A 19,966-nucleotide genomic window follows, 5' to 3' on the forward strand; every position below is an offset into this window, starting at 1 on the left:
TACCGGCCAGGTGGAGCGGTGTCCACCAGTGACTCGGGCCGGCTCAACGGCCGCGTTCTCGCTGTCAGGAAGCAGCGATGTCCGTCCGTTTCGGCCGGCCAAGACCCGATGTCGAGCCTCGGCCGGCCTGTCGGTTGACGAAGTACCGCTAAGCGTGCGGGTGGTCGGTGGTCTCGGTGGTGAGGTGCTGGTGCCAGGGGGTGGGGGTGTGATCGGTGGGGAGGAAGGTGGTGAGGAGTTGGTCGAGTTTGCCCTGGCGCCAGTCGCGGTCCTTGGCGGGGGCCTGGTCGTTGAGGGCGGTGAGGCGCTCCTGGGCCGTGGTGCCGCCGGCGAGGCGGTTGGACCGGATGGCCTGGGCCACGTCGGCCAGGGTGGAGAAGGAGAGGGTGTCGGGGGCGGGAGTGGTGAGCGGGACGGCGGCCGGGTTGGTGCCGGAGAAGGGGACGCGGGGGTCGAGGTGGCCCTGCTCGCGGAGGTTGATGAGGTCCACCAGGAGGGTGCTGCGCAGGCGTTGGAGCTCCTGCTCGACCTCGGCCCTGGCGCGCCTGCTGCCCCAGTCCTGCTTGAGGATGCCCTCGGCCTCGGTGTCGAAGCGCTTGAGTTCGGCCTCGGCCATGCCCGTGTAGATGCGGGCCAGGTGGACGGCCTCCTGGTTGGGGGTGGGCGGGTTGAGCTCCAGGGGGCGTTGGCGGACGGCGGTGACGGTGGAGCCGGCTTCATTGGTCGGGTCCACGCTGGTCTCCTGGCTGACGATCTGCCAGCCGTCGGTCGGGCTCTTCCAGAGGAAGTTGGTGACCTCGTAGAAAGCGGCCTGGGTGCCGCTCTCGTACTCCTCCGGACCGAACCAGTCGGTGGGCTGCTGGGTGCGGCGGAAGTCCAGGGCGCTGGAGTTGTTGGTGGTGCAGGACTGGTAGTGCCAGGCCGTGAAGACGTCCGGGGTGGCCCCCGGGGTGACGGCCAGGGCGCAGCCGTTCATCACGGCAGTGAAGACGAACTCCGAGCCGGGGACGGTGGCATCGGGGTCGAGCGGCACGGGAGTCGAGCCGACGGTGTCGAGCTGTCCGCCGGGAGCACCGGCCAGGTAGGGGATGTAGGAGGAGGCCAGGTACTGCTGGTCTGCCGGGGGGTTGGCGAAGCGGTCGGCGAAGCGGGAGACGAACTCGTGGTCCGGGTGGGCTTCGACGTACTTCTCGACGGCCGGGGTGAGGATCAGGGCGTTGTTGCGGCGCGGGTCCGGGACCAGGGTGAACCAGTTCCGGGGCTGGGTGTTGGCCCAGGCCATGAACTGGCGGGCCTCCTGGCGGCTGAGGCCCGGCGTGCGGAGCTCCATGCCGAGCGCACCGTCGTAGGACAGGATGTTGTCCCGGAGGAACTCGGCCGGGTTGTTGGTCAGTCGGTCGTTCGCCTCCACCGGGTCGGGGAGGTTGAGCGGCTGCGGGGCGGTGACCGGCGGGGCGGTCTGGGCGGTCGTGTCCGCCGGGGTGTTGCCGAACAGGGAGCTCAGGAACGGGGCGCCGAAGTCGGCCTGGAAACCCCGGTCCGGGGTGAGGCCGGGCAGCGTGGACTCGTCCGGTCCGGCCGCCGAGGCCCAGACCTTCCAGCCGGTGGTGCGCGGGTCCGGCAGTGAGCCGGGGGCCGCGTCCCAGGACCGGTGGGTGCTCGGATCGACCCAACGAAGCTGTCCGTCAGTCCCGTTGACGAGTGCGACGGTGTGGCCGACCTCGCCCTCCCGGCCGACCAGCACGGTGGCGAAGGAGCCCGGGCCGCCGCGCCGGACGTGGTCGAGGAGCGAGTCCACGGCGGGCCGGCCCTCGCCGAACAGGTGCGGCAGGTCGTGGCGGCGGTTGAGCACCTGGGCGGCGTGCTGCTCCACCGAGCCGGTGAGGCTCTGGCCGGAGGGGCGCGGGCGGCCGTAGTGGGTGTCGCGGTAGGCCTCGACGGCCTCCAGGCAGCTCTGCAGGTCGTCGCCCAGGCGGAAGTCGGGACCAGGGGAGACCGGCTGCTGGTGCGGGGTGATCAGGCTGAGCAGCTCGGGTGTCGGCTCCGGGAAACGGTGGCCCTCGGTGAAGTCGCGCAGCGCCGCGTGCTGGTCGGTGTCGGCCGGACGGTAGCCACGGTCGTGCAGGACGGCGTCCGTGTTCTCGTACGCGGGCGTCCGGCGCCGCTTGGCCGGGGGCTCACCCCGGTCGGTGGTGGGCACGGAACGGTCGGTGGCGCTGGAGGAGGAACGGACCGGGCCGAGCTGGAACGGCACGGTGGCGGGCGGCGGGGGCGAGGCGTGACCGGGCGCCGGCTGACGGTTGGTCGAACCGAAGCCGGACGGGCCGGTGCCGTCGGAAGAGGAGAACGAGGAGGAGCTGACCGGGCCGAGCCGGAAAGGTGCGGTGGCGGGCGGCGGGGGCGAGGGGACGGTGCCGCGCTCGCCGTCGCTCTCGCTGTCGTCGTTGAGGGTGAAGTCGTCGTCGAAGATGCTCGGGCCTTGGTCGGTGGTGGTGACCGGGCCGTGCTGCGGGCTGTCGCTCCGGGGCGACTCCGGCGCAGTCACCATCGAGCGAGTGTCGGAGTCCGAGTCGCTGTCGTGGGCGGCCGACTGGGGCGCGGTCACGACCGAGTCGGTCTCCGAGTCCGAGTCGCTGTCGTCGTTGAGGGTGAAGTCGTCGTCGAAGATGCTGGGGCCGGTTTCGGCGCCGGGTGTGGTCTCGGTCTCGTCCTCGCTGTCGTCGTTGAGGGTGAAGTCGTCGTCGAAGATGCTGGGGCCGGTTTCGGCGCCGGGTGTGGTCTCGGTCTCGTCCTCGCTGTCGTCGTTGAGGGTGAAGTCGTCGTCGAAGATGCTGGGGCCGGTTTCGGCGCCGGGTGTGGTCTCGGTCTCGTCCTCGCTGTCGTCGTTGAGGGTGAAGTCGTCGTCGAAGATGCTGGGGCCGGTTTCGGCGCCGGGTGTGGTCTCGGTCTCGCTCTCGCTGTCGTCGTTCATGGTGAAGTCGTCGTCGAACAGGCTGGGCCCGTTGTCGGAGGACTGGTACCGGAAGGGCGACTGGGGGCTCGGCGGCTGCGGAGCCGTGGGCGCCGGCTCGGGCGACGGTTGCTGCACCTCCGGCGTCGGCTCCGGGAGCGGGACGGACTCTTCGCGCGGCGTCGGGATCGGGCTGTGCCCGGGGGCGTCCTCGGGCTCGGCGGACGGGGGCGGGGAGGTGCGGAGCACATCGCTGGGCTGGTCGTCCAGGTGGAGCAGGGCCATCAGGAGCTGGTTCTGCTGCCAGTCGTTGGCCCGGCCGGTGAGCTCGGAGGTGTACTGCTGGTACGGGGAGTCGGGCTGGGCATAGCCGTTGAGCACGTCCGCGATGACCTGGACCTGCTCGGGGCGCGGGGCGGTGGACTCCGCCTGCAGCTCCGCGGAGTTCCGGAGCTCCTCGATGAAGCCGTTCTCCCGCTCGCGGATCGCCGCGGAGACCTCCGCCAGCCGCTGCCGGGCCTCCGGGATGGTGCCGAGGGGGATCTGGGAGAGCTCCCCGGTCCTCATCATGCGGCGCTCCTCGGCCGCGCGGCCCTCAGGGGAGAGGGCGTGGTCGAGCACCGCCCGCTGCTCCGGGGTCATGCCGGCGCCGAGCAGCTCACCGAGTTGGTCGTAGTCGTCGCCCAGTCCCTCGGCGAAGGCGGTCAGTTGGTCGCTCTTGAGCTCGAACGGCCGGCCCGAGGTGTCGTCGGTGGGCAGGGTGTTCAACCAGCCGTCGGCGATCTCACGGTTGTAGACGGCCTTGCGCAGGTTGTCGTACGCCGGGGCGTCCGCGACCGCCGTGGTCCAGTCGTTGCCGGAGGCAAGGGCGTCGGTGACCTTCTGGAGCTCGTCCCGGACGGCGACCGCCTCGTGCGAACGCTCCAGCGCGTCGGCGCTCTTGGCGCCGCTCTCGGCGAGCTCGCGCAGGGCACGCTGCTCGGCCGGGTCGGTCAGACCGTCCGCCTCGTCCGCCAACACATCGGCGGCAGCCCGGAGTTCGCGCACGGCGGTATCGACCTCGGCCTTGGTGGCCTCGGGCTTCAGCGCGCTCTCCCAGGACTCCTCCAGTCGCGTCTTGGCATCGGCCGACAGGTGGTCGCCGGCCCGGGAGGAGAGGTCCGAGGCGGCGGTCGAGGAGACCGCCTCCGGGTAGGGGGTGGTGCCGGTGACCGGGGAGAAGTACGGGCGGCCGGTGAGTTGGCTGGTGCCGGTGGTGTTGGCGCCCTCCTGGACGGCGGGCAGGCTGCCGAGCTGGAAGACCTTCTCGAAGGCGTCCTGGTCGAGCGGGCCGGAGCGCAGCACCAGCACGTCGTCCGGGCCGAGCGAGTCGAGGAGCCGGTTCACCCCGTCGGCGTCGAGGGTGGAGAGGTCGGCCCGCTTGAGCCACGGCTGCTCGTACGGCGGGGCGTACGGGATGTCGTGGTTGCCCACCTGGAGCAGCACGGCCGGCTTGCCGAGGCCGGCTTGGTGGATGCCCGCCGCCAGGTAGTCGGGGGCGCCCGCCTGGCGGTCCGGAGTGAGCCGGGCCAGGCCGTAGAGCGGCATCAGGTCGACATCGCCGGAGGTCACCCGGTCGGCCATCGCCTGGAGGTTCTGGTGGTTCGGGAAGGCGTGCGGGTCGGGGGCCGGGACGTGCTGCTGGAAGAGCGCGTTCTTCTTGTCCACCGTCCCGTCCAGCGGCAGCACGCCGAAGCCGTCCTCGGTGCGGGAGAAGACCGCGCGGGTGGACATGCCCCAGGCGTACGGCGCCAGCACCACGGCCTTGTCGGCGCCGGTGTAGGAGAGCAGGGCCTTGGAGTTGTCGCCGTCGGCCTCGATCTCGTCGCTGGCCGCGACCAGGGTCAGCCCGCCCTGCGCGACGGGGGCGGGTGTGTTCTCCCCGTGCGGGTCGAACTCGTCGGGGGCGTAGTGCAGCTGGCCGCCGCCGAGCAGGTCGGTGTCGAGCATGCGGTCCAGCCGGGCACGCACGTTGGTCGGTGCGACCAGGTTCACCTGGCCGTCGTAGCCGAGTTCGCGCAGCGAGCGGATCATGTTCACCGCCGCGGCCTGGTGGCCCGAGCCGGGGCCGGAGGCGACCACCACGGTGACGGAGGGCTGGTCGGCCAGCTTCCTCGCGACCTCCTGCCGGGCCTCGACCTCCAGGTCGGTGGGCGGCACGCCGCCGCGCCGGTGGGTGATGACATCCATCAACTCCCCAGTACGGTCCGGCTGTTCACCGCCAAGCCGCCAGAGGGTGTGCTCGGGCACCTCGCGGCCGAGGTCCTTGAGCAGCTCCAGGCCGTGTTCGCCGTCGAGCAGGTCGCGGACGGCGTCGAGGTCACCCTTGCGGACGTCCCGTACCTGCTGGGTGAGCGCGTCGGTGTCGGCGATTCCGTAGCGCGAGGCCAACCCGGCCGCGCGGTCCGCCGGATCGGGCAGCACCCGGCCGGTGGCGGGCCAGGTGTGCTGCGGGGCGTCGGAGTCGGTACGGCCCGGGGCGGCCCGCGGCGGCGGTGCCGGGAGGTCGCCGTCCGGCTCCGTGGGCACACCGCGGTCGACCGGCTCCGACCGGTCGGAGGCCCCCGGGGGCTGCTGCGGCGGGACGTCGCCGTTGTGCGTCACGTCACCGTCGTGCACGACACCGCCGTCGGTGTCCTTGACACGGCCCTCGGCGGGGGCGGTGTGGTCCGGCCGCGAGTCGGACGGCAGTCGGCCGTCCTCGACCTGCGCGGTGAAGTCCCGCAGGCCCTGGTACATGTCGTTCTCGGCGTCGGTGGCGTGCACCGGGTTGGCGGGCTCCTTGTGCACCGCCGTCGGGTCGACACCGTACAACCGCTCCAGCAGCGGCACGAGTTCGGGCTCGTTGGCCCGGACCCAGGCCGCGCCGTTGTTGCGGGGCTGCCCGGTGTCGGGGTCGGTGCCGTGGTTGGTGCCGAGGTAGGCGTTGCTGACCTGGGCGAAGTACTCGTACTCGTCCCGGGCCGCGTAGTTCTCGGCCTCGCTGCCGTCCGGTCGGCGACGCGGGCCGTCGGACCACTCGGAGGGGCCGTCCTCACCGAACAGGCGGGGCAGCGACTCGTCGTCCAGCTTGGCCCGGTAGGTGTCGACGATCAGTTGGAGGTCGTCATCGTTGAGGCCGATCTTGTGGATGGTGTGGGCGAGTTCGTGAGTGGTGGTGGAGTAGCCGTCGGCGTAGTGCTGGTCCGGGCCGACGGTGGTGCGCTCGCCGAGCAGGTTCTCCTCGGTCACCGCGGCCCACTTGCCGCCGGCGCCGCGGACGTCGTCCCAGCCGCGTCCGCCACCGGCCTCGCTGTCGGCGGTGCGGCCGCCGAGGTGCGCGAACGGGGCGAGGTCGGTCATCGGCACGTCCTTCGGGACCACGACCAGCCGGCTGCCCTTGGTGAGCAGGCGGGCGGCGGTGTCCGGGTCCTGGAGCATCCGGGTCAGCTGCGCGGTCGCCTCGGCGCGGGCCGAGGCCGGGCGGTCGGTGGCCCGGTCGACGTCCACCATCAGCTGGGCGGCGGTCTTCGCGAACTCGCCGGGCAGCAGCTTGCCACGCAGCGCCGCCACGAAGGCGGGGTCCCGGGCGAGGCCGCGCCGGTCCGAGGCGGAGAGCGAGGCGATGGCCGCCTCCCGCTGGTGCGGCGGGAGTTGGGGAAGGTCGCGGGTGAGGTCGGCGATGTCGGCGGGCCTGGTGACGGCGTAGGCGTCCTGCGGCGGCGCGGAGCGCTGGTGGTCCGCGCCGTCCCGGGTGCCCGCCGGGCGGTCGGTGGCGGCGGGCGGGGGCGAGTAGGCGTCCCGCATGCTGTCGTCGGACCGCTGGGTGGCGCTCGGCCGGGCCTCCGGCTCCGGGGACGGCGTGGTCCGCATCCGGTCCTCGGAGTCCTGCGTAGCCCGGTCGGTGGTCGGCGGGTTGGACGGGCCCGCCGTGGCGGAGGTGGAGGGAGCGGCGGGGGCCGGGCCGAAGTGGTCCCGGAGGATGCGCTGGCCCTCCACGTAGGAGGAGGACTCGGTGCTCCTGTAGCCGTACTGGGTCGGGTTGTAGGACGAGCCGTACTTCTCGGCCAGGCCCTTGAGCACGTTCCGGGCCTCGGTCGGGGTCAGTTTCTTGTCGCGGCCGAGCGCCTCGCCGAGGCGCTTCTCGATGTCGGCGCGCTTCTTCTCCTTGGAGCCCTCGACAGGGGCGGGGACCTTGTCCTTGAAGTCGTCCATGTTCTGCTGGAAGCGCTGTGCCTCGGCCTGCTGGCCCTGGATCAGCGCCTGGACGAAGGCCTGCTGCTCGGGTGTGCCGCCGCTGCCGAGTTTGCCGGTGTCCAGCGAGGGGTAGAGCGTCTCGGCGACGTACGGGCGGGAGGACCAGAGGGAGCTCTGCTTGTCATCGATGTGGCCCTCGGACTTATCGGCGGTGATGTCCAGCCAGCCGAGTTCCTGCTTGCCGCCCGCGCCGTCGGCCTTGCTGATCACCAGGTCGGGGCGGGTCGAGCCGTGCGTCACCTGGGTGTCGATGGTGTAGCCCGGCGGGAGGGTGACGTTGTCCTTGATCATTTGAGTGGTCATCGACTCGACCACGTAACCGAATTGGCTGGGCAGCCACTTCTGGATCTCGGCGCGGCGCTCGGGCGTGGTCCTCGGGTCCGACCACTCGTTGTAGCTCTTGGTCCAGAGCCTGGTGTAGCCGTCGAGGTCGGGCACCGAGTCCGGGTTGGCCAGCGCCAGCGCGGCGGCCTTCTCGACCTGGGCGTCGATGTCCTGGGCGAGCCGGCGCACCACGTCGCGGTCGGCCGGGTCGAGCCTGCTGCCGTCGGCGACCACGGAGAGCACGCCGAAGGTCGGCGCGTCGCCGTCGAAGACCGAGAGGTCCGTGCGGGGGTTGACCGAGTCCCCGTTCGAGTCGGAGGTGGCGGCCCAGACGTGCTTGTCGCCGGCCCAGTCGCCGGGCAGGGTGTCCGGCCGGGCCTCGCGGACATCGCCCGTGCTCGGGTCGGCCCAGCGCAGCACGCCGTCCTGGCCGTGCACCAGTGCCACCACATGGCCCTGGGTGCCGGGACCGTCGGAGAACAGGACGGTGGAGAAGCTGCCGGGACCGGCGTCGCGGACCTGGTCCATCACCGAGTCCACGCCGTGCTGTCCGGTGCCGAGCGGCACGGGGGTGCCGTGACGCTTGGTCAGTGTCCAGGCGGAGTTGGACTCCGGGACGGAGGAGTGCGGCAGCCCGGAGGGGCGCGGGTTGCCGTAGTGGGTGTCGCGCAGCGCCTCGACCGCCTCCAGGCAGCTGTAGAGGTCGCCGTGGTCCATGGCCGCGGTGTGCGGGTTGACGTGCTCCAGCAGTTCGGGCGTCAACTCCGGGTGCGGGGTGCTGCCGTGCTGGTTCAGGTGGTCCGTCAGCGCCTGGTGCTGCTCCGGCGTGGCGGGCTCGTAGCCACGGTCGCGCAGCGGGCCGGCGGTGTTCTCGTACGCGGGGGTGCGCTGCCGCTTCGGGCCCTCGGGCCGTCCCTGGGGGGCGGTGTCGTCCTCGCGGCCGCGCTTGGTGCCGCGCGGTTCGGGGGCCGGGCCGGTCTCGGTGGTGGGGCGGGGCGTGAACCGGGGCCCCTCGGTGGGCTGTGCGGGCTGCTGGGTCCGGGGCCGGTCGTTGCGGGACGGGGTGCCCTGAACCGGATCGGCGGGTCGGCGGACCGGGCCGGGGCCGCTCCGGTCGGGCGTCGGCGTCGGTGTGGTGGCGGCCGGTGGCGGCGGGGAGACGTGGGCGGCCGGGGGGACCTGCGTGGGCGGCTGCTGGTTGGGGGCCGGGTCGGGCGGGGGCGGCAGGAAGGTGTCCGAACGGTCGGCGGTGGGCGTCGCCGACGGCCGCGGGACGGTGATCGGTCCGCCCGCGATCCGGGTGCCCTCGGGTGGGGGGGTGTGCGGGTCCGTGCGGTCGCCGGTGGGCTCCGTTCGGACGGGGGCGGGCTCGGGGGAGACCCGGCCGACGGGCACCGGGGTCGGCTCCTGGTGGGGCTGGGCCTCCGGGCGGGGCTGGGGGTCCTGCTGCTGCCGGGGCGGGGCCTGCTCGGCCTGCGGCTGGGGCTGCGGGGAGTGCTCGGCCTGCGGCTGGGGCTGCGGGGAGTGCTGGGGCTGGGGGTCGGGCTGAGGCTGACGCGGCGTCGGATCGGAGTCCGGGCGCGGCTGCGGCTCGGTGTTCGGCTGTGTGTCGGCCCGCGCGGGGGTGGGCTGGGGCTCGGCCTCGGGGCGGACGGCTGGGGCCTCGTGCTCGGTGGGCTGCTGGCGGACCGGGTCGGTCGGGTCGGCCTGCTGGTGCGGGACGGTCGGTTCGGGGCGGGCGGTGACCGGGGTCTCGTTCGGCCGGGCCTGGGCGACCGGGGTGTCCTGGGTACGGTCGACGGTCGGTGTCTCGTGCGAACCGGGCTGCTGGTGCGGGACGTTGGACTCCGGACGGGCCACCGGGGTGTCCTGCTGGGGCCGGACCGCCTCGGTAACGGGCAGGTTGTCGGCCTGCGGGCGGACGGTCGGCTCCGGACGGAGGGCGGTGGCCTCGGACTCCGTACGGACCTGCGACGCGGGCGTGTCGGTCTGGCGCGGGGCGGGCGAGGTGTCGGCCTGCGGCCCGCGGTCAGGAGCGGGGGCGGGGGTGTGCTGCGTGGGTTCGGCCTGCCGCGGGGTGGAGTCCGGCTGCACGGTGGCCGGGGGAGTGTCCGCCCGGTTCGGGGTCGGCGCCGGGGCCTCGGTGGTTGCGGTGGCCTCCGGGCGCGAGGTGCCGCCGGTGTCGGGGGCAGGGGTGTGATTCGCCGTGGTGGAGGGCGTACCGCCGGACGGCGTGCTCTCACCACCGCGCGAGCCGGAGCTCGAACCACCGGAGTGGGAGCTGCCGAGGCCGGAACCTCCGCTGGTGGTCGGGGTGTTGGTGTCGTGGCTGCCGGAGCCGCCCCGGTCCGAGCCGAACGGGGACAGGGTACGGCCGCCGCCGGCCGTGGACGGGCTCGTGGTGCTGCCGCCGTCGGAGCCGCCGTCGGTGGAGCGGGAACCGCCGCCGGGGCCCTGGTACGCCTGGGCGCCGAGATCCCCGCCGCCCGCGCTGTCGGGGGAGCCGGAGGAGGAGCTGCCGCCCGGACGCCCGCCGAAGGTCGGCGGGGCGTCGGCGCCGGGCAGGGTGCCGCCCGTCGGGACGGTCGGGATGTCGCCACCGCCGAACTTGCCCTTGAGGGCCGAAGCACCGTGCTGTAGGCCGACGTTGGAGCCGCCGCTCAGGCCGGATCCGAGCAGGCTGCCGCCGTCGACCGTGCCGGTGGTGATGAGCTGGGTGGAGACGTCCGCGCCGACGCCGACGGCCGCGCCGTGCACCATCTTGCCACCGACGGTCTCCATCGCGTTGCCGAGCCCGGCCTTGCCGGCCGCCGAGCCCAGGCCCTTGCCGATCAGGTGGCCCGAGGCCCCGCCGACCGCGCCGCCGAGCGCGCTCTGGCCCAACTCCTTGGTGTCGAAGCCGGAGCGGTTCCCCTCGGCGACCTGGATGGTCTGCGCGAGCATGTTGATCGCGACTTCCTGGGCGGCCTCCTTGGCCGCGAACTCCAGCGTCTCCTTGAGCAGTTTCTTCAGGATCTGCTGGACGGCGGTACGGGCGACCGCGACCGCCGCCGGGATGGCGGCCAGCGAGGCACCGGCGGTGACCGGTGCGGAGGCCTCGGCCGTGGCGATCTCGAAGGCCAGGATGCCGAGCTGGGCCACGATCTGGATCTTCGCGGTCTCGGTCGAGTTGGCCATGTTGTCCAGCATCTCGGCCATGCCCTCGCAGGACTTGACCATGCTGGGGAAGAAGCCGGGGTCCTCCGCGGTGCCCTTGCCCACCGAGAACTTGGCCCAGTGCGTGGCCAAGCCCTCGGCAGCCTTGCCCTGTTGGCCGTCGAGCGCCCGCTGGACGGTGGAGTCGACCGACCTGCCGACGTCCGCCAGGGTCTCCCCGGCGGCGCGCCAACGGTCGGCCATCTCGCGCATCACGTCCTCCTCACCCTCCGGCCAGCGGGTGCCGGCCAGCAGGAGCAGGACCCACTGCAGGGGTTCGGGGAGCTCGACCGCCATGGTTGATCAGGGCCTTCCGGTCTGGTGCGGGCGCCCCTTGGCGATGTCCCGCAGGGCGAGGTCGGGGTGGAACAGCGCGGTCTCGGGCAGCTCGGCCTCCATCGAGGTGAGGCCGGTGGAGAGGCCCTCCTCGGTGGTGTCGTAGCTCTCGGCCATCACCTTGAGGCCGTCCGCGATGTACTTGAGCGCGGCGGGCAGGTTGCCGATGCCCTCCAGCACCTTGCCGCTGTACGTGAGATAGCCCTTCTCGCCGTTGGCGAACTTCTCACCGGATTCGTCGTTGCCCCACGGGACGCGAGCGTTCATCCCGGACAGGTAGGCGCTCAACCCCCGGCTCAGATCGGCCAGTTGGTCCGACGCGCCGAGCACGGGCCCGACCGCCGCCCGGTACTGCTCCGGGTCGACGTTGAAGCCCTGCCCGGCGCCGGCGCGCGGCCGGCGCCGCCGGACGGTGCGGAGGTCCGCGCCAACCGCTCGGTGCTCTCGGTCGGTCGGGCAGCGACCCGGGCGGTGGTGTGTTCGGGTTCGGCCGCCTGCAGGGGCTGGAGTCGGGCGGTGGTGTGTTCGGGTTCGGCCGCCTGCAGGGGCTGGAGTCGGGCGGTGGTGTGTTCGGGTTCGGCCGCCTGCAGGGGCTGGAGTCGGGCGGTGGTGTGTTCGGGTTCGGCCGCCTGCAGGGGCTGGAGTCGGGCGGTGGTGTGTTCGGGTTCGGCCGCCTGCAGGGGCTGGAGTCGGGCGGTGGTGTGTTCGGGTTCGGCCGCCTGCAGGGGCTGGAGTCGGGCGGTGGTGTGTTCGGGTTCGGCCATCTGCAGGGGCTGGAGTCGGGCGGTGGTGTGTTCGGGTTCGGCCATCTGCAGGGGCTGGAGTCGGGCGGTGGTGTGTTCGGGTTCGGCCGCCTGGACTGCGTCGGTCGAGACCCTGGCGGCCACGTGTTCGGTGGCCGCCACCGCCTCGGTACGCCTCAGTTGCTGCTCTTCCATCTCGCTCCTCAGCGTCCCTGACCGGCTGCCGCACCCGCCGCGCCGCCACCCGTCGCACCGCCGCCGGCTGCCCCGGCGGGTGCCTCACCGCTGCCCTCGGGGAATCCCCCCGAACTGGCCAGCCGCGCCAGCGCTGCCCGCATGAACGGCGTCGGCACCTGGAAACCACCCTCCTCACGGAGCGGTGGCGGACCGTCAGCCGTCGCCGAAGCGGTCTCGCTGGGGGCCGGCTCCTCGTCCGGACGGCCACGCCGCTCGGCCACCGAACGGGCCCGCTCCAGATACGCCTCCTCGGGCGAGCCCGAACCCGAGCCCGAAGCGGTGGATGCGGCGGTAGCCGTGGTGTTGCCCTCGGAGCCCGAACCACCGGACTCCGACGTGTCGAGTGAAGTTGCACCCTCCGGTCCGAGCACGGCCGTGGCCAGCTGGCTCATGAAGTCGCCGCCGCCCGCGGCCGGGGCCTCCTGCCCGGCGGTGGCCACCGCCGTGTGCACGGGCTCCGGGGCCGGGGCCATCCCCGACTCCCCGACCCAGCGTTGCCGCATCCGCACCCAGTGCCGGTCGTGCGGGTCGTGGTGGACGGCCTGGCCGAGGATTCCGGAGTCGCGCAGCGCCACCGTCTCCTCGTCGTCCTCCTCCACACCGAAGCGGGTGGGCCGGACGAAGCGCGAGCCGGACTTGGCCGCACCGGCCGCCGCGCCACCGCCCATCCCGGGCATCCCGGGCATGCCGCCACCGGCCATGCCACGGGCGGAGGCCGCGGCCGAGCCGGAGGCACCGGCGCCGCCGCCCGCACCGCGCCCGCCACCGGCACCGACGCCACCGGCCGCGGACGCGCTGCCGCCGAGACCGCCACCACCGCTCCCGCCGACCCGGGCGCCACCGCTCCCGCCGACCCGGGCGCCACCGCCCAGGCCGGAGCCCGCGCCGGCGATCGCGCCGGGAACGCGGCCGCCGGGGGTGAAGGGCGCGGTGGTGCCACGGCCGGGCAGGGTGCCGCCGGGCAGGCCGCCCGGGCGGCCGATCAGGCTGCCGGGGGTGCCCGCGGTGCCGCCACGGCCGCCGAGCGGGAGGCCGCCGAGTGGGAGGCCGCCAAGTCCCCCGACGCCGCCCGGGTCGGCCCCGCCGGGGGTGAACGGACGGAGCGGCATGGTCGACCGGACCGGGGCGGCGAGCTGGCCGTCGGTGCCCGGGGGCTGATGCCCCGCCAACGTGAGGCCGCTGGGGCTGCCGACCGACGGAAGCTTGAACGCGGGCTTGCCGTCCGGGCCGAGCGAGGACCCGCCGCCACCGAATCCGCCGCCACCGAACCCGCCACCGCTGCCGAGCCCGCCGCCTCCGCCACCGAACGGCGTCGGCGCCTGCGAGGTCGGCATCTTGAACGGCTGCAGCGTGGGCGCACCGCCGCCTGCCCCGCCGCCCGGTCCGCTCAGCAGACCACCCGGCATCCCGGGGACTCCGCCGCCGGGCAGGCTCCCGGGCACGGCACCGCCGGGCTGGAAGCCCTGGATGCCCACTGGGGCGGGGACACCCGCACCGGGGTAGGAGTTGATGCCTGTCTGCATGGTGTTGGGCGCAGTGACACCGGAGACGCTGTCCAGACTGGTGCGCGGCGGTGCACCCGTGTCTCCGCCGCCACCGCTGCCACCACTGCCACCGGTCAACGCGGCGACCTCGGCGGCCGCCGTCATTTGCTGTACGTGGCCGGAGCCCTGACGGAGCATCGTGTCGACGTTGTAGCCGACCTGGTCCACGTAGGTGTTGTACGTGGCCACGGCCTCCTTGATGCCCTCGGACTTGGCGATGTCGTCGTTCTTGCCGGCCGGGTTGTCCTCGATGTACTCCTTCGTGTACTGGAGTTCGCGGATCATCTCGTTCTTGGTCTGGACGACCGCCTCGACCGCGCCGCGCAGCGACTGCGCGACGGCGCTCGCGGCCGAGACCGTGCTGGAGACGTGCGAACTGTCCCCTCCGCTGAACTTGTGGAGGTAGGCCGCGAAGCTCTCGGCGGCCTCGCCCTCCATCGCCTCCATGGCCAGCTTGGCATTGGCCACGATGGCGCCGATCCGGGTCTCGGCGAAGGTGTTCCACTTCTCCCAGGCGAAGGCCAGGTCGCCGAGCAGGTCCTCGTTGCTGTCGGGGAAGGTGATGCCCTTCCCGTTTTCGTTGCTCTGGATGACCTTGAGCACTTCTGCCAGGTCGGGGGGCAGGTGGATCACGGTGTCCGTCCTTCTGCGAGGGTCGACTCGGGCAGGGTCAGGCGAGCTTCGGGCCGCTGCCGCCGCCGGAGTGCGACGGCGGGGGCTCGGGGTCTTCCCAGGCGTTGTAGTCGAGCGTCGGGGCGTCGGCCGAGGTGAAGCCGGACTGTGCCGTGACCGGGCCACCGGTCTCGCCCGCGACGACCACGGTGACGGGCTTGTCCCGGGTGGTCGGAGGGACCTGCGCGACCGGCGCGTCCGCACCCTCGATGGCCCGCAGCGACATCGCATTGGACTCGTCCGCGGCGGTGTAGTTGGCGACCATCAAGCGCAGGTTCGCCGCGACCTGGGCGCTGTTCGCGAGGAACTTCTGGATGCCCTCCAGCACCTGCTCCTGGTGGTCCGCCAGGCCGCCGACCGACCCGGTGGATCCGGTCAGCGACTTGGCGAGCCGATCTGTGCCGTAGACCGTCGGCTTGATCTGTTGGACCGCCGCCTTCAGCTCGGCGGTGGGCCGTTCCAGGTCGTCCAGCATGGTCTGGATCATCTTCGCCGCCGCTTCGACCTGTTCGAGGTCGATCCGGAACTTCCCCTCCGCCATTCCCACCCCTTGCTTCTGCGCATCGATGGCCGACGCCCCAAAGGCCACCGGCGGTGAACTCGCTCTTGCCTCAACGACCACTGGCGTGACGTCAGAGAGTGACGGCCCCGTCCGGGCCGACCACGTACAGACCCGTCTCGGTGAAGGAGATGGCCAGCGGCGCACGGTCCAGCGGCGCCTCGTTCAGCAGCGTGCCGCTACCCAGGTGCCAGAGCCGCACGGTGTTCTGCTCGTCCCCGGCCGCGACCAGAGCCTCGCCGTCCATCTCCTGGCAGACCAGCGTGCGGACCCGCGCCGCGCCCCCGGCCAGTTCGGTGACCGCCCGGCCGTCCTCCGCGTCGAAGGCCCGGACGGCGCCGTCGGCCGTGCCCGCCAGCACCACCGGCCGCCCGGCGTGGGTGGCGAAGGCCAGCGCCGCGACCGGGGCGGCCAGCCCGCTCACCACCGGGCCCGGTGCGCCGGTGACGGCGTCCCAGACGCGCAGGGTGCCGTCGCCACCCGCGGTGGCGATCAGCGGACGCGGCAGCTGCGGGCCGATCGCCAGCGCGGTGACGCCCTGCTGGTGGCCCGCCAGTCGGAGCAGCGGGGCGCCGTCGAGCGCGCCGCGCACCCGCACCACGCCGTCCGCGCCGCCGGAGACCAGGGTGGTGGCTCCGAGCGCCAGACAGGTCACCGGGCCGGTGTGCGGAGTGGGGACGGAGAGCGGGGTGCCATCGGCCAGCCGGTGGCAGCGCACCGCGCCGGTCACGGTACCGCAGACCAGCAGGCCCTCGGTCACCGCGACGGAGCTCACCGACCCGCCGTCGTTGGCGAGTTGGAGACGCTCGACGCCGCTCTCCCAGAGCCGCACGGTGCCGTCGCCGTACCCGGCGGCCAGCACCTGGGCGCCGTCCGCGGTGGTCGCGGCCGCCAGCGCGTTCACCGGGCGCGGGGCGGTGGCCGGCCCGGCCGGCTCCCAGGTCGCCAGCGCCGTGCCGTCGGCCGGGTCGAAGAGCCTGAGCCGGCCGCGCTCGTCACCCACCGCCAGCGCCGCGGCATCGCCGTGCCGGACGACCGCCAGCGCCGTCAGCCAGACGCCGCGGACGGCCCAGCCGTTCAGCCCGGTGCCCCGGTAGACGTCCCAGGTGCGCACCGTGCCGTCCAAGGCGCAGGAGGCGAGCACCGGTTCGCCGGCCAGCTCGGTGAAGGCCAGTCCGGTGACGGTGGCCGAGTGGCCGATCAGCACGGCCAGCGGCTCGCCGGTGGCCAGGTCCCAGAGCCGGATCTCGCGGTCCACGCCGGCCGAGGCCAGCACCGCCTGGTCACCCAGCGAGAGCACCGCCAGGGAGGTGACCCGCTCGCTGTGGCCGACCAGCAGGTGCAGCCGGGCCCCGGCCGCCGCGTCCCAGACCCGGACGGTGCCGTCCCCGCCGGCGGCGGCGACCAGGTCGAGCCCGGCGCAGCGAGCGTGCACCAGGGCGGAGGCGCCCCGGCCGTTCACCGCGAGCAGCCCCAAGCCCTTGCCGTCCTCGGCCCGCCAGGCCCGCACCTCGCCGTCCCGGCCGCCGGAGAAGGCCAGCGGCACGCCCTCGACCACTGCGGCGGCCACCACCTGAGCGCCCTCGCCACCCGAAGTCCCGTGCAGCAGCGTACCGGTGGCGGCGTCCCAGACCTGGACGGCGCCGTCCTGCGCGCCGACCGTGAACAGGTCCCGCTCGCCGACCCGGCCCAGGGCCACGGCGGTGGGCAGCAGTCCGGCCTCCTCGTCCGAGTCGCCCAGCGAGGCGCCGCGGTCGGCAAGTTCGGCCAGGCCGAAGCCCCGGCCGGCCACCGCGAGGGCGAAGGCCGGACGGCCGGAGACGGTGCCGATGGCGGCCGTCGGGGCCGCTTCGGCCGGATCAGCTGCGGCCAACTGGACCAGATTTCCGGGGAGTTGAGCCGGTTCGGCGGGCTGGATCAGCTGACCGGCGAGCGCCTCCAGCATCCGGGCGATGCCGGGCACCGGGGTGTCGGTGCCGTCCGCCCAGGTCAGCTCGCCGGCCACCAGCCGCCGTGCCTCGGCGGCCCCGCCACCGAGCCCGGGAGCGGCATTGCGCAGGGCGTTGAGCACTCGGGCGGGCACCGCCGGGTCCACCGTCGCGGTGCGTACCACCTTGGTGCCGCCGCTGTGGTGGCGCACCCGCAGCGCCCCGGTCTGGTCGAGGGTCAGTTCGAGCCTGCCTCCCGGCAGTTGCTCCCCGCCGACCGAGAACTCCAGCAGTCCCGACATCTTCCGAACCCCCAGCCCTGGTACATGGACAAACCAGCCGCGCTATGCGCGTAGATCAAATGTGAACGTGGATCAGTGTGGATCAGTATGTGTGAAGCGCCCGGTGGCGCCCGCGGTTCAACAGAGGTCCTCGGGTGCCAGGGTCGCGTAGACGGCGTCATGCAGTTTCTGAGTCCGGGAGCTGCGGAACAGTGCGGGCCGGTACCCGGCCCGGCGGAAACCGATGGAGGCCCCGACCACCTGCACCCCCATGTTCTCGGCCGCGGCGTACGCGTCGATCCGCCGCAGACCCAACTCCTCGAAACCGAACCGGCAGACCAGTCGCATCGCGGAGGCCGCGGTGCGCAAGCGCCGGTGCTCGGGCAGCAGCCAGATCGAGATCTCGGCCGCGCCCTCCTCCGGTCTCAGGTCCACCAGCTCGGCCAGCCCGATCGCGGGCCCGCCCTCGTCGCCCGGGCCCTCGCCCTCGGAGCCCTCGGCCGCCAGAGCCACGGCGAAGTACGCGGCCTTGTCGGCGTCCCAGAGTCTGGGGGCGACCTCGGTGATCCAGCGGGCGGCGGACTCCCGGTCGGGGTGGCTCAGGACGCCCTGCATGAACTCGCGCACCAGGGGATCGCGGGACCCCACCCGCAGTGTGTCGGCGTCACGCTCCTGCGGCCTGCGGACCAGCACCTGGCCGTCGCGCATGACTGAGAGCGCTTCCACTAAGCTCAGCGAGCAGGTGGCGCCCCGATTCCTCCCCATGGGCCGTATAGAAGCATCTTGAAGCCTGTCAATCAACCCGGCTGGATTCGGCCCTACCGGCCAGTAGTCACAACCCCCCGCCTGTTCGGCGGCCTGCGGAAGCGTGCTGACAGTTCGCTAGCATACGAATCGGCCGGGGCTGCTCCGGCGTAGGGCGGGGCCGCGGGACGCGGTGCCCTCAGCGGCTGATGCGAGGATTCCGGTCGGGACTTGTGGAGGACTTGCGGTCGGTGACGATGGTCACGTCCGGGGCCGAGTTCGACAGAAGGGCAGGAGCTTTGACGGCGGGGTGGCGAATCCTCTGGGCTTCAGGCCCGTGGCGGGGAGCGTGCTGGCGGGAGCCGGAGGCCACCGCGCTGTCGGGCGACCGGGCGAAGTCCCTGGACGCACGTGGCGCCATCCGTTGCGAGCCGCCCCTCTTCGACTCGTCTACAGGTCAGGTAGGGGTGCCAGAGTGTTCCGCCGATCTGGCTCGGTGACAACTCCCCCTGACCCGAAGTCATGCCGTCCGGCGCACCTGGTGGTGTTCGCTAGCATCTCCGCAGATCGGCAATCGACGACATACGGGGGAATCGAATGCCTGAGGTGGATATCGCCACCCACGGGCTGCGCCGGGCCGGCCAGTCCATGGCCGAGCTGAGCGCCCAGACGAAGGGTCGGCTCTCCGCGGCCCTGGACTCCAGCGAGGCCGTCCGCGGTACGGACGGCGGCTGGTCGTCGGCCGCGGCGCTGGGCGCCTGCGCGGCGGAGTGGGAGCGGCACATGGTGTCGCTCGCGGACCGCATGCAGCAGCTCTCGGACCAGTTGCACAGTTCGGCGGACGGCTACGACGCGGCCGACGCGGAGGCGGAGGCCCGGATGCGGGCGGCCATGAACGAGCTGGGAAGGGCGTGAGCGGCATGGTCGACTTCGCCGCACTGAAGAACGCCCACCCGTCCTCCTGGCAGGCGGCGGCCGAGGACTGGCTGTCGCTGTCCAAGCACGCCCTGGAGGCGGCGCAGGAGATCCGCGACCAGGGCAGCCGCCCGCTGGAGGACAACTGGACGGACGCGGTCGGCCAGCAGGCGGCCGACGAACTCCGGTATCTCGCCGACCGGTTCGAGGCAGGCGCCGACATCATGCGCGGCGTCACCATGGTGGTCGACGGGCTGGCCTCCGCGATGGAGTACGCCCAGCGCACCCTGCTCCACGCGCTGGATCTGGCCGAGGCGTACGAGCTCGACGTGGACGCCGACGGCAGCGTCTCGACCCGGGGCGAGGTGACCTCGGAGAAGCTCACCCACATGACCGACGTCTCCGACCTCATCAAGGAGGCACTGCGCCAGGCGCGGGAGGCCGACGCCCTCGCCCTGCCCGAGCTGAACAGGCTGATGAGCGGGACCTGCGAGGCCGACCCGGCGAAGGCGCTGGACGAGGCGCAGACCTCCGCCTCGCACACCCAGATGAACATCCTCGCCGCGGGCATCCCCAAGGGCGACGACCCGCAGGTGGTCCGGGACTGGTGGGCCGGGCTGACCGCCGAGGAGCAGCGCCAGCTGATGCTGGCCGAGCCGGTGAAGATCGCCAACCTGGACGGCATCCCGGAGGACGTCAAGCAGGACCTGCACGGCCGCGACGGCAAGTACGACCGGGTCAAGCAGGTCCAGTGGGCGCTGGAGCACTGGAACGACACCTCGATCGACAAGCTCGACAACAACTGCACCAACTTCGCCTCCGAGTCGCTGCGCCAGGGCGGGGTGAAGGAGAAGCCCGACAGCGGTTGGGGTTTGGGCTGGTCGGACGACAGCTGGGGCCGCGACGACGACGCGGACTCGGGCTGGCTGGACGAGCGGACGGACTACTCCAAGAGCTGGGGCGCCGCCGAGAACCTGCAGAACTTCATGCTGGAGAACGGAGGGTACGAGGTGCCGGCGTCCGAGGCCCGCCCGGGCGACCTGGTCTTCTACGAGCAGGCCGGGGAGAACGAGCACATCGAGAAGGGCAACACCCACCACGCCGCGGTGGTCACCGCGGTCACCCCGGACGGCGACATCAAGTACACCCAGCACACCACGTCGCGGCAGAACGTGAGCCTGGACGGCCGGCTCCCGGCCACCGAGAAGGCCGAGGGCGAGCAGCGCGTGCGCATCGTCCGCGTCTCCCCGAACTGGTACTGAG

At 73.1% G+C, this 19,966-nt stretch carries 9 protein-coding genes; 3 read left to right on the forward strand and 6 right to left on the reverse strand.

Features of this window, described 5'->3' with window-relative positions:
• Window positions 1–148: 148 nt before the first annotated feature.
• Both ACQ614_RS34180 and ACQ614_RS34185 read right to left on the reverse strand, forming a co-directional pair.
• The gene (locus ACQ614_RS34180; protein ID WP_431682995.1) at window positions 149–11,041 is read right to left on the reverse strand and encodes a toxin glutamine deamidase domain-containing protein; all 10,893 of its coding nucleotides are present in this window, start codon (window positions 11,039–11,041) and stop codon (window positions 149–151) included.
• A gap of 6 nt (window positions 11,042–11,047) precedes the next feature.
• Complete coding sequence (locus ACQ614_RS34185) at window positions 11,048–11,347, reverse strand: hypothetical protein (protein WP_431682996.1); 300 nt, start codon at window positions 11,345–11,347, stop codon at window positions 11,048–11,050.
• 209 nt (window positions 11,348–11,556) lie between these two features.
• Between ACQ614_RS34185 and ACQ614_RS34190 the strand changes: the two genes are divergently transcribed.
• On the forward strand, window positions 11,557–12,039 hold the full coding sequence (locus ACQ614_RS34190) for a hypothetical protein (protein ID WP_431682997.1): 483 nt from the start codon (window positions 11,557–11,559) through the stop codon (window positions 12,037–12,039).
• Here the strand turns inward: ACQ614_RS34190 and ACQ614_RS34195 are convergent.
• From ACQ614_RS34195 to ACQ614_RS34210, 4 genes are all read right to left on the reverse strand, one after another.
• A complete protein-coding gene (locus ACQ614_RS34195) occupies window positions 12,027–14,237 on the reverse strand; it encodes a hypothetical protein (protein ID WP_431682998.1) in 2,211 nt (736 codons plus the stop codon). The two genes, ACQ614_RS34190 and ACQ614_RS34195, sit on opposite strands and share 13 nt — an antisense overlap.
• A gap of 37 nt (window positions 14,238–14,274) precedes the next feature.
• Window positions 14,275–14,817, reverse strand: coding sequence for a hypothetical protein (locus tag ACQ614_RS34200; RefSeq protein ID WP_431682999.1), 543 nt, complete (start codon window positions 14,815–14,817; stop codon window positions 14,275–14,277).
• A gap of 91 nt (window positions 14,818–14,908) precedes the next feature.
• The gene (locus ACQ614_RS34205) at window positions 14,909–17,065 is read right to left on the reverse strand and encodes a WD40 repeat domain-containing protein (RefSeq protein ID WP_431683000.1); all 2,157 of its coding nucleotides are present in this window, start codon (window positions 17,063–17,065) and stop codon (window positions 14,909–14,911) included.
• A 117-nt stretch (window positions 17,066–17,182) separates the two neighbouring features.
• A complete protein-coding gene (locus ACQ614_RS34210; RefSeq protein ID WP_431683001.1) occupies window positions 17,183–17,770 on the reverse strand; it encodes a GNAT family N-acetyltransferase in 588 nt (195 codons plus the stop codon).
• Window positions 17,771–18,385: 615 nt separating this feature from the next.
• Between ACQ614_RS34210 and ACQ614_RS34215 the strand changes: the two genes are divergently transcribed.
• Window positions 18,386–18,703 carry a type VII secretion target gene (locus ACQ614_RS34215; protein WP_431683002.1) on the forward strand — a complete coding sequence of 106 codons (318 nt, stop codon included), beginning with the start codon at window positions 18,386–18,388 and terminating at the stop codon, window positions 18,701–18,703.
• Between the two features lie 5 nt (window positions 18,704–18,708).
• The gene (locus ACQ614_RS34220; protein WP_431684100.1) at window positions 18,709–19,965 is read left to right on the forward strand and encodes an amidase domain-containing protein; all 1,257 of its coding nucleotides are present in this window, start codon (window positions 18,709–18,711) and stop codon (window positions 19,963–19,965) included.
• Window position 19,966: the final 1 nt, after the last annotated feature.

The organism is Kitasatospora dryopteridis (assembly GCF_050749075.1).
In the GTDB taxonomy this organism is placed as follows: domain Bacteria; phylum Actinomycetota; class Actinomycetes; order Streptomycetales; family Streptomycetaceae; genus Kitasatospora.